The following is an 11,583-nucleotide window of genomic DNA, read 5'->3' as shown; positions in this document are numbered from 1 at the left end:
ACATGCGCAAGGAGCACATTATAAGAACACCATGAAAACATTTATCATAACACTGATCCTAATCATATCATTATCTGGTCACATGGTAGCCCAGGGGATGCCGGTTTATGACAATACCAATTTTATAAGTTTAGCAAAATCGCTTGTAGAATCTGCAAAACAAACCACTCAGCTTTTAAAATCCGTAGAGTTTTTAAAACAGCAAAAGGAGAACATTGAAAAAGTTAACAATGTAATCAAGCAACTCAAGGCCGTCAAAGAGTTGACCAAAAATAACCAGAAGCTTTTTAATATGGTTCAAAAGGATTTAAGGGAAATTCTAAATTCTCCTTATATCAAAGTAGATGAAGTGGATCGTATTTCAGAGTCATTCAATAGCATCATAGAGCAATCTTTGGATAATCTCGATTTTATAGCACAAATTTTGTCAAGTGATACGCTAAAAATGACGGATGCGGAGCGAGCTATGTTTTTAAAAGAAAAAGAACAGCAGTCCAAAGAAATGGTTGCAGAAATAGAACAAAAGACCCGGTTATATAAAAGCATAATTTCATTTAGAACGATGCAGGATAAAATCAATAATAGAGAAACCAATTATTAGCCATGGCAGGTGTTTTTTTAGGCATAGGATTGGAATATGTGGATGCAGTATTTGCAACCATTAAGAACAGTGATTTTTCGCAGTACACGATTACGGGTATGAAAACCTTGGCTATTCTGTTCTTTCTGATCAATATTCTAAAAAAATATAATGAGGGTATAGCCAATAATGATGGCTATACATGGGGATTGACGCCTGCAGAACTTGCCAAAAATTTAGCAATAGTTATATTGGTTATTTTCTCCACACAAGTATTGGGTGTATTTGATTCCATATTGGTGTCTATTGAAGCTCAATACAGAGATACGGCTCCAGCACTCCTTCCATTGCAAATGCAAGATGTAGATTTGGAACAGGATGTGAGTGTTTTGGAAGCCGCCAGTAAAGCTATGGCATTACTTTATGAAGCATTGGTAACGCCGTTGTTTGGATTGAAGGTCGTAGCTTTTATAATAGGACTGTTTTTGTGGTTATTAGACCTATTCATTTATCCACTGTTTTTGGCAGAACGCTACTTTTTATTGGGCATTATGCAAGCATTTTTCCCTTTGGTGATTAGTCTAGCTGTTTTTGAAAAGTTTAGGGGGTTGGCCTATAATTTCTTTAAGCTATATGCAGCCGTATATATGCTGGTGCCAGCGTTTTTTCTGGTCAATGTATTTATAAACACCCTTTATACCGAAGTGAATACTAATTTTTGGTCCACCTTATTTGGAACGGATTGGGGCAGCCAATTTTTTGCACCAGTAATCCAGTTAGGATCGATAGGGTTTGTTGTTTTATTAAAATTCAAGCTATATAGACGCGCCACCGCTTTTACATTCAAACTCTTCTCAGGTAGTACCTAAGGATTCTAAGATATATTCACGAATAACCAATGATTGAAAACAAAAAACTAAAAGCCAAATGGAAGCAAAAACTCCTTATAAAAATATTTATACCATCTTAAAACTGAATCGTTTTATTGTTTTGTCAGCCATCATTGGTGCAACAATAATCAGTGTTGTGTCTGTGGTGTTGGTCATAAAGTTACATAAAGAAACCATCAACACTGCATTTATGGTGAATACGGATGGCAGTGTGATTCCTTTAAAACAGGTTAAGCAACGTGAAAATTTAGAAGTAGAAGCTTTGGCTCATATAGAACTGTTCCATAAATATTTTTATCATATCGATGCAAGTAATTATGAAAAGCATTTGGAAAAAGCGCTTTGGCTAGGCAATAGTTCAGTTGATGAATTATACCGACAGAAAAAAGCCGATGGTGTTTATAATCGGTTGCTTCAGTATTCATTAGTACAAAAAGTGTTGTCTATTGTATCCAAAGTAGATATAACAAAAGAGCCTTACAGTTTTGAAACCACGACCATATTTGAAGTGAACCGCGGAACCATCATAGATGTATATGAACTACAAACAATAGGAAACTTGATACATGTGGATAGACATTTTCCAAATAACACCCATGGTTTATTGATTACCAATTTTTTTGAAAAGGCTCTAAGAAAAATTCAAAATGAAGAATAAAAAATAATTAAAGCAGAGTAATAAATAAAAAACTTAAGATGAAACTAGAAAAGAAAAAAATCGTATTTGCATTGGTGCTAGTGGGTATCATCGTATTTATAGGAGTCTATGCGATGTTTGTACTTGGTGTTGATGAAGTGCCAACCTTGGATAGCAACCAAATACAAGTACCCAAATTGGAGGATGAGCAGAAGGAGTACGATTCCAAATTGGATGCGCTTAATGACCTGAAGGAAGTTAGGCAAACCAATGCGCCAAGTATTTATGACGAGCGCCTGCTAGATTCAACGGGTATTTATGACCCAGATTTATTGAACAAGGAAAAGATGCGCATGGTGGATAGTATTTATAACGAAGGACGTATCAGTTATTCAGAAAGCACATACCGAAGTAAAATTCCCAGACAGCCTATAAAAGTAACCGAATTTAAAACAGATTCCATAATCTTGGAAGTAGCACCTACTATTTCAATGAAGGAATTGGCATTGGAGCATCAGCTCTTTTTTTCTTCAGATCCCAAAGAGCCTAAAACTATGGGTAATGACTTGGCGATTCCTGTTATTGTAGATGGTACTCAAACCATAAAGACCAATTATAGATTACGGATGCGATTGATGAAAGACACCAATATTAACAATGTTAAAATATCAAGAAATACGCCAGTATATGGCTTTGTGAGCTTTCAGCCCAATCGTGTCATCATTGAAATAGAAAACATCAACCATCAGCCAACAAAACTCAAAGCATTTGATCTACAGGATGGAAGCGAGGGTATTTATATAGAAAATAGTTTTCGTGCAGATGCCACACGCGAAGTTGTTGATGATGTGGTTCAGGACATCAATATTGCGGGCATGCCCCAAGTTAGTGGTATAAAAAAAATATTCCAACGAAATAATAGACACATCAAAGCAACAGTCTTAAATAACTATCAATTAATCTTAAAAACCCGGTAGGGAAATTAAATATATAATTATGAAAACTACTATCACCTATTTATTAATTGTTTGGTCCATGGCCATACATGCCCAACAAGCTTTGGATACCATTTTCGCCAATGACCAAATGAATGTTGCCCTGTTTTTTCCAAACCCGATACGTCAGGGAATTACAGGAACTAACGATTTTGCGTTCACCTACAATAGGGAAAAGGAACAATACTTTGGATTGTTACAAGCAAATCCTGGTGAAACCAGTAATTTATTGGCAATAACTAGAGATGGAAACGTTTATTCCTATATATTAAAGTATTCGAAGAGCTTATCTAAACTTAATTATTTCATACAGGAATACGAAAGTATAGGTAATGAAAAACCAAAGACTATAGATGCTTTAAATACGGGTGATACAGTAAATATTGAAGACCCAAAAAATCATTATTATAAAAGGTTCTCAGAATATTTATTAAAAACAAAGAGTTCTTCCATTGCATCAAAAAGACAAAAAGGCATCGTTTTAAAACTACTAAAAATGGTATACAACAAAGATGAAGTGTATTTGGTTATGGAAATAGTGAATAATTCGGGAATTGATTTTGAAATTGATTACTTGAATGTGTCAATAGCTAAAGGTAATAAGAGGCATAAAGCTTCTTCTCAAAATGTTCAGCAGGAGGTTTTTTATAAATATAATATGCCAAGAATTCTTGAATGTAATGAGTTAAAAAAAATTGTATTAGTCTTGTCTAAATTTGTCTTAAGTAAGAGAGAAAAATTACATTTAGAATTAAAGGAATTGAATGGAAATAGAGGGTTAATCGTATTAAATGAATAAATAATTGATTTAATTTGAACGTTCTTTAATATTTTTATTATCAGTTTAAGTAATTGTAAAATAATAAAAAGGGCTCTAAAAAACCTATTTTTAGAGCCTTTATCATTTTTGAAAGATATTAGTTCTGTTTTACAATCTTAAATGTTTGAGGTGTATCTGTTAAGATTTTTAAAAAGTATATTCCAGTTGGTACCTCAGAGATATTTAATTTTAGTTTTTGCGTTGGGTTCATGTAATTTTGTGAGGAAATTAAACCTCCGTTAATGTTATATAATTCGACAGACAGTAAATTTTGAGCATTTGGTAAATCAATTGTAAATTCGCCATTTGTTGGATTTGGATATACTTTAACTTGTTTTAATGTTACATTTTTTTCAATTGATAATGTCGTTGGATCAACCGAAACAGTTGTTTTTGTACCATCATAAACAACTTGTAAAGCACCAGCTGTAGCTACAATTTTACCGCTTGAAATATATCCGTTTAGAAGAGTTGTTTGATTACCAGTAATACTTAAAGAACCTGGACTAGTGATATAGATGTGACCATTAGTTCCAATAGTAAGGTTACGTGTAACTGAAGCATTTCCTCCTGTTATGTTTAGGGTTCCAGAGATGGCATCTGGATCACTCGCTATTTGCATATCTAGTGTTGATGCAAATGTACCTCCAGATAGATTAACCTCACCAACGCCATTAATACCGCTTCCTATTATAGAATAATTCTTTACAGTAAATGAGCCGCCAGTGATGTTTAAAGTTCCACTGCCTTCTTTTCCTAAATACATAACGTTTCTAATGTTAATGTCGGCACCATCATTTACGGTTATTGTTCCTCTCCAATACTGGGTGTCTCCAGGATATAGCGTGCCATTAAAGGTTAAATTGCAACCTGTTTCGGTATTTAAAAAGGCTGGTCTTTTAGTGGTATGATTACTACCGCCTACTTGAATAGGGTCATTTGGTGATCCTGCACCAATAATTAAGGTTTTAGTAGTAATATCTCCCGAAAAATCAATAGTTTCATCACTCCAATTTAATGAATTGTAAAAGTCTGTATTTGTATCTCCTGTCCAAGTATTTGTTTGGGCATACGATGTGTAAGTCGTGCAAACTAGTAGTGTTGCAATAATTAATTTAAAGTTGTGTAATTTTGTTTTCATGTTGTAAATATTAAAGTTTAATTGGTTTTGTTTTAAAATCGATTTCTACAATACTAGATTGCTTGGTTGCTAAATTAATAATCAATTAAAATTTGTTTGTGGAATATTGTACTTTTAATGGTAGAATTTCGTGTTTGTGATGTTAAATCAATCCTTAGGTGTAAATTTAAAGGAGCTGCTTCTATTTAATTATGATTTTGTGATTTATAAAGAGTATCTATTGATGAAAGTATATGGGTTTTTTAATTTACCTCTAGTTTTATTAACTATCATTTCTGCGGCCATTTCCCCCATTTTATTATAATTTGGTGAAATAACGGTGATGTTTAGATAACGTTTAAGGGTGGTGTCATTATAAGATATTATGCCTATATCTTTTCCTATAGATAATTTTTTAGTTTTTATTAGATTTAATAATTTAACTAAATCGTTTTCTTCAAAAATCACGAACAAATCCCCTAGATTAATATCTGTATTTGATGAAGCATTGTCAGAAACTTTAAGATGTAAATTATTGTTAGAGCAGTATTTTTGTAATTCAAATAGTATTGCACTATAATCCGTATAATTTGAATAATCAGTTTCTAATTGGGCAATAAAATGTAGTCTTTTATACTTTGAGATTTGTAGTTTGCTAAATTTTAATATGTTAAAGAAATCATGTATATTATCTTGGTAAATTTGAAAAAAACAATCTTCTGTTTTATAATCATTATTATCTAAAATAATTAGTTTTTCATTAGGAATTCTATCAACTATATCATTTAGACTATACTGGTATTTAAGATTTTCAGTATAAGTTGATTTAGAATGGGGCATTATTATACAATAGTCATACTTATTAAGACTACCTATTAAAGTATCAAAAACGAAAGGTTCATTGTTGTTGAAAATAAAAAGGTTAATTTGGTAGTTCTCATTTAAAGATTTTACAAAAGAGGAATATACTTTAGTCTTGTATGGATTTGAAGTGTTAATTAAGAACAATATATTTGTCTTATCAATTAATTTTAAGTTGTTTACATAGGTTCCTTTCCCCTTTATACCTATAATTACCTTTTTCTTTTTTAATATATTATATGCTTTCTCTACAGTATCTCGTGATAGTTTATACTTCTCACTAAACTTATTTATTGAAAGCATTTTTTCTCCCATCTTAAGTTTGCCACTAGAGGTATTCTCAATAATTTCATTTACTATTTGTAAGTAAATTGGAGAGGAAATGCCATCCTTAATATTAATTTGCATATTTTTAAAGTTGACTTTATTTAGTTTAATGAAATATTTTACTCTTGAATTTATATTTCAACTTCATATTCGTTGAAAATTTTAAGTAAAAAAGCCAAAAAAATTAATGGAATTTAAATGGCTTTTAAACAACTAAACAAACTATATGATAAGTTTTTATATTTATTTACCGAGGTGGCTTGATGCGTAAAAGTTGTTTTTATTGTATTTTAGGTAATCAATTGGAGGGTTTACCTTAGTAATTTAACCAAAACAACCTATGCAACAAAAATAGATTACTTATACTAGTAAATGGGGTAAAATTGTACTTAAAGTGGATGAAAATTGTTTAATAAGCTATTTTATAAAATGGACGATTAACGTAAAAATTTTCACAAAGACCATGAGTCTACAGGATGATAATAAAAATCACTTAATTTAATTTTACATTACTTTTGTAGTTAAACAAATTGTTGTCTTCGCTAAATTATTGAAATTAAGAAAATTCAGTTTATGAAATATCTAATATGTGTTTATTGTTTTACATTGACTTTTAATTTGTTTTCCCAGAATATTCAAATTGAAAAACTTGATGTTTCTGATGGACTAGCTGATAATTCTGTGTTAGATATTCTTCAGGATCAATCAGGTTATCTATGGTTTGGTACTTTAAACGGACTAAGCAAATATGACGGGAACAATTTTAAAAATTATTATTCTATACCGCAAGATTCCACTAGTTTAACCAATAATAGAATGACAATTATTAAAGAGGATAATTATGGTTTTATTTGGAGTTGGTCTGAAGATTCTAATTTACAACGGATAAATCCTTTCACAAATGAAGTAATTGATGTTAGAAAAAGACTGTTTGATAATAAAATGTCAATTACGAATTTTAAGATATTAAGAAATGGTGATATTTGGGTTTGGGGGCGAACTGGGTTTGCGAAAATTCAATATTTAAAAAATAAAAGGGACATAAAAGTCACGGTTTCAAGTAAGACATTAAATGGTTTTAATAATAAATTAATTCGTTTTCTTGAAGAAGACTCAAAAGAGAATATTTGGATAGGTACTGAATCTGGATTATATAAAATGTCTAAACCTGAAAAGGATGGAAGTTATATTAAAAAATATTATGAAAATCTTAAATTTATTAGTTTTAATAATTTTGAGGAGAATGTTTGGTTTGGAACGGGTTTAGGAGATATTATTATGCATTCATTAAAAACCCAAACATTTATTAGTGCTAAAGAATTAAATAAGCAACTTCGTAATAGCACAGTCTGGGGCATTAATCAAATTGATTACAAAACATTACTTGTGATTTCTGATAATGGATTTTTAGTGTATGACTTTAAAAATAACAAAGTAGAATTTACTGATAATCGTGACTTTGGTGTTTTTGATACGTTTTTTAGAGATTCATTTAAAAGCATTTGGCTTATTTTTAAGAACAAAAGAGGTGTTTTTAGATATTCGGTTTTACAAAATGAAATGGTATTTTATGATTTAAATGCCTCAAGTGGTGCATTTTCTGGTGATCCAGATAAGCATCAAATTTTAGAAGATAGTAATAAAAACCTTTGGATCGGGATACATAGTAGAGGTGTTTTTAAATTTGATCGTGATAACGATTTATTTATAAATTACAAATATGAAGAAGGTAAGCGACAATCAATTTCTTCTGATATAGTATTGAAGCTTTTTGAAGATTCGTCCAAAAATCTTTGGATAGGAACCATGTATGGAGGTATTAATAAAATAAATTTAAGTAAAGAAAATTTTGTTTGGCAATATCCTTCTAATAATTCAATTAATAGTTATGAAAATGAAATAAGAACAGCTGTGGAAGATTCCTATGGAAATCTTTGGTTAGGCAGTAAAGGAGGAAAGATATATCATTATAAAAAGGACAAATTGGTTTATACGTTTCCAGATGATTTTTCTGGAGAAAATAAGGAGAAATTAAAGAATATTAATATTTATTGTTTGTTTTTAGATAAAGAGAACAATTTGTGGGCAGGAACAAAAGGAAATGGGGTATATATTTTAAAGAATGTTTTAAACATAAATCCTCAAAATATGGATATTGTACATTTAAAACAACCACCATTAAATACTGTTTATTCAATACAACAAGATAAATACAATAATTATTGGATTGGATCTCATGGCGAAGGTTTGAGTTTGTTAAGTAATCCTTTTGGTGAACAAAAAATAAAAGTTTTTAGTGATGAAATTGTTAGTGATTTTGTACGTTACTTGTTTTTTGATAAAGATGACAATCTGTGGATAGGAACATCTGATGGAATAAGTTTTTTAGCTGAAAATCAATTAAATAAAAAGGAGAAATCTTTTGTTTCAATCATAAACGCTAGAAAAAATAAAAATACATTAAGTTATAATTCCGTAGATCATATATTTCAATCGTCTGATAATAGTATTTATGCTTCAACTATGGGGGGAGGATTAAATGTACTAGACTATGAAAACTTAAAAAAAAGAAAATTTAGTTGGAAGTGTTTAGATACTTCAAACGGTTTGTCTTCAAATAAAGTGTTAGCAGCTCAAGAGGATAATGAAAATCATATATGGATAAGTACAGATCATGGTATCAATAAATACTACCCTAAAGATAATAAATTTGAATACTTTTTTATTGAAAAGGAACATGGGTTAAACTATTTTACCGAAGGGTGTGTGCTAAAGCTTATTTCTGGAAATTTGCTTTTTGGAAATTACAAGGGGTTTATTACTTTTAACCCTCAACTTATTGAAAAAGATACTTCGCAATATCCGTTAGTTTTATCTAAATTTTATGTTAACGGAACTCAGATTATGCCGAGAAAGTCGGATTTAATCAGTCAAAATATAGAGTATGAAGATGAAGTAAAACTGTCTTATAAGCAAAATACTATTCGATTGGATTTTTCGGTGTTGGATTTTAAAAACCCGGAAAAGATTCTATATTCCTATAAATTAGAAAATTTTGAAAATAATTGGAGTACACCGCTCGCAAGCAATAACGTTACTTATCAAAACTTGCCTCATGGTAATTATGTTTTCTCATTAAAAGCTACAAACAGTGACGGTGTAGAATTAAATAAAACTTTAAACTTAAAGATTAAAATTTCACCTCCTTTTTTTAAATCTCCTTTAGGATATTTTATTGAAGCTGTGTTTTTAGGTACACTTATTTTTGTTTTTTTATATATGTATAAAAAACAAATTTCAGCTAAAGAAAAAGTTGTATATACAGAAAAATTAAATGAAAAGAAGCTAATCTATTATACAAATATTTCACATGAATTTAAGACGCCTCTAACTTTGATCTCATGTTATGTTCAGGATATTATGAATGACAAAAAAGGATCTTTATTGAAGGTAAAAGACCAAGTTAAAGAAATTCAAAAAAGCACATCCTATTTGTTAAACTTAGTCGAGCAAATTCTTGATTTCAGAAAAATAAGGGAAGAAAAAATGAAACTATTTTTAATAAGTTCTAATCTTGTTGAAGTGATTAAAAGTATTCAAAACGAATTTATTCCATTGGCTGAAAAAAAGGGGATTATTTTAACTTTTGAATCCGAGGAAAAAGAGATTTATGGGTATGTTGATATAAGAATTATAAAAAAAGTAATTTACAACCTCTTGTCAAATGCGATAAAATTTACTCCAGAAAATAAAAAAGTAGAAGTTTTATTGAGTTTGGAATCTAACAAAACTTTTATAAAAGTTCAAGTTAAGGATGAAGGTGTTGGTATTTCGAATGAGGTTCAAGAGCATCTTTTCGAGAGATTTAATAAAAGTGAAAATAGTTCCGGGTTAGGATTATCATATGTAAAAGAACTTATAGATTGTTATAAAGGAACTATTGAATTTGAAAGTGAGTTAAACCAAGGAACATGCTTTACCGTAAAATTACCTATCACAAAAGAAGGTTTTTCAAAAGATGAATTGGAGGAAGTTGAGATAACCGAAACTGAAAACACTTTGGTAAATCCTGATATCAATAGTTTAAAAATAGTAGATGGCTTGGATGAAAATGGTAAAGTAGAAAACGAAGCTAAAGCTAACAGTATATTGATTATTGAAGACAACGATGAATTGCGTAAGTATCTGCAAAAAATGTTCGATGCTTCATTTAATGTATTTACCGCCAAAAATGGACAGGAAGGCGTTGCCCTATGTATTGAAAAAATACCAGATATTGTTATTTGTGATTTGATGATGCCAGTTATGGATGGTGTTGAGACAATCAAAATAATAAAGGACAATTTTAATACTAACCACATTCCCATTATTCTTTTAACAGCGAATGCTTCAGAAGACAAAAAAATGGAGGTTATTGAACTTGGTGCCGACGATTATATTAATAAGCCATTCAATGTAGCGTATCTAAAATTTAAAATAGATGTACTCATTGCTCAAAGAAAAAAAATAATTAACAATTTAAGTAAAAACCCCGAATTGTCATTAAGCGTTATGACAAACTCAGAGGCAGATAAAATTTTTGTCGAAAGAGTAAAAGAAATTGTGGAAAATAGTATGGGTGAATTAAACTTTTCTTTAGACTTTATAGCATCTCAGTTAGGCCTAAGTAGAACAGTTTTTTTTAAAAAAATTAAAGAAACAGTTGGGGAAACACCACATGAGTTTATAAGTGAAATACAACTAAAAAAGGCAGAACTGTTGATTAGGGAAACAAATTATACTATTGCGGATATAGGAATTATTTGTGGATACAATGATAGACGTTATTTTGCAAAAATATTTAAAAAAAAATATGGCAAATCACCCAAAGAATATCAAATTTTCCAAAGGGGGCTTAATAAAAAATTTTAACAACTCCTATTTACTGTATATTAAATAAACGTCATATTTAAGTTTAATATTTTTTCTATACCAAATATTTATTTAGTATGTATTTTCGGTTGTGTGGAATCCAAATGGAAGTTATTAAAGGTAATACTTTAGTAATACTATTTATTATATTTCATACCCTTTTCTGTCATTTCCTTAACTTTAAAATTATCTCTCTATAGAATCTCGTGGAATTTTAATGACTCCTTCTTAAGTATTTATGTAAATTATTGGTTTTGTGTTTTTTAATATAGAGCCGTTTTTAGATTAAACCTTTTAAGACCCGTCTTCTTGCGGTGCTTAGAACGATTTTCGACATAAATCAGTACAAATTACTTCTATTGTATAAAATTCGCATACTAAATTTGAAAATTACTATCTGTTCTAATAAAATGTTATATAGAAACACCTTTCTGTTTAGTAG

8 protein-coding genes are annotated in these 11,583 nt (G+C 30.0%); 6 read left to right on the top strand and 2 right to left on the bottom strand.

From position 1 onward, the window contains the following. Positions 1 to 31: 31 nt before the first annotated feature. The 5 genes from ACGK9U_RS09125 to ACGK9U_RS09105 are packed head-to-tail and all read left to right on the top strand — an operon-like array spanning position 32 to position 3,901. Entirely contained in the window at positions 32 to 601 is a 570-nt protein-coding gene (locus ACGK9U_RS09125; protein ID WP_394466159.1) for a conjugal transfer protein, read from the top strand. Positions 602 to 603: 2 nt separating this feature from the next. After that, entirely contained in the window at positions 604 to 1,449 is an 846-nt protein-coding gene (locus ACGK9U_RS09120) for a hypothetical protein (protein WP_394466065.1), read from the top strand. Positions 1,450 to 1,507: 58 nt separating this feature from the next. Then, complete coding sequence (locus ACGK9U_RS09115; RefSeq protein ID WP_394466064.1) at positions 1,508 to 2,128, top strand: conjugal transfer protein TraK; 621 nt, start codon at positions 1,508 to 1,510, stop codon at positions 2,126 to 2,128. Between the two features lie 38 nt (positions 2,129 to 2,166). Next, entirely contained in the window at positions 2,167 to 3,084 is a 918-nt protein-coding gene (gene traM, locus ACGK9U_RS09110; protein WP_394466063.1) for a conjugative transposon protein TraM, read from the top strand. A 19-nt stretch (positions 3,085 to 3,103) separates the two neighbouring features. Then, positions 3,104 to 3,901: a DUF4138 domain-containing protein gene (locus tag ACGK9U_RS09105; RefSeq protein ID WP_394466062.1), complete on the top strand. Its 798-nt coding sequence runs from the start codon at positions 3,104 to 3,106 to the stop codon at positions 3,899 to 3,901. 118 nt (positions 3,902 to 4,019) lie between these two features. On the opposite strand, the gene ACGK9U_RS09100 is transcribed toward ACGK9U_RS09105, so the two are convergent. Both ACGK9U_RS09100 and ACGK9U_RS09095 read right to left on the bottom strand, forming a co-directional pair. Next, the gene (locus tag ACGK9U_RS09100; protein ID WP_394466061.1) at positions 4,020 to 5,063 is read right to left on the bottom strand and encodes a T9SS type A sorting domain-containing protein; all 1,044 of its coding nucleotides are present in this window, start codon (positions 5,061 to 5,063) and stop codon (positions 4,020 to 4,022) included. A gap of 204 nt (positions 5,064 to 5,267) precedes the next feature. After that, a complete protein-coding gene (locus ACGK9U_RS09095; RefSeq protein WP_394466060.1) occupies positions 5,268 to 6,311 on the bottom strand; it encodes a GntR family transcriptional regulator in 1,044 nt (347 codons plus the stop codon). A 492-nt stretch (positions 6,312 to 6,803) separates the two neighbouring features. Between ACGK9U_RS09095 and ACGK9U_RS09090 the strand changes: the two genes are divergently transcribed. Next, complete coding sequence (locus ACGK9U_RS09090) at positions 6,804 to 11,141, top strand: two-component regulator propeller domain-containing protein (protein WP_394466059.1); 4,338 nt, start codon at positions 6,804 to 6,806, stop codon at positions 11,139 to 11,141. The last annotated feature ends 442 nt before the right edge of the window (positions 11,142 to 11,583 follow it).

Source organism: Mariniflexile sp. HNIBRBA6329 (assembly GCF_043558645.1).
Lineage (GTDB): Bacteria > Bacteroidota > Bacteroidia > Flavobacteriales > Flavobacteriaceae > Mariniflexile.
Note: the sequence above shows the minus strand (reverse complement) of the source record. Positions and strands in the feature narration are given on the sequence as shown.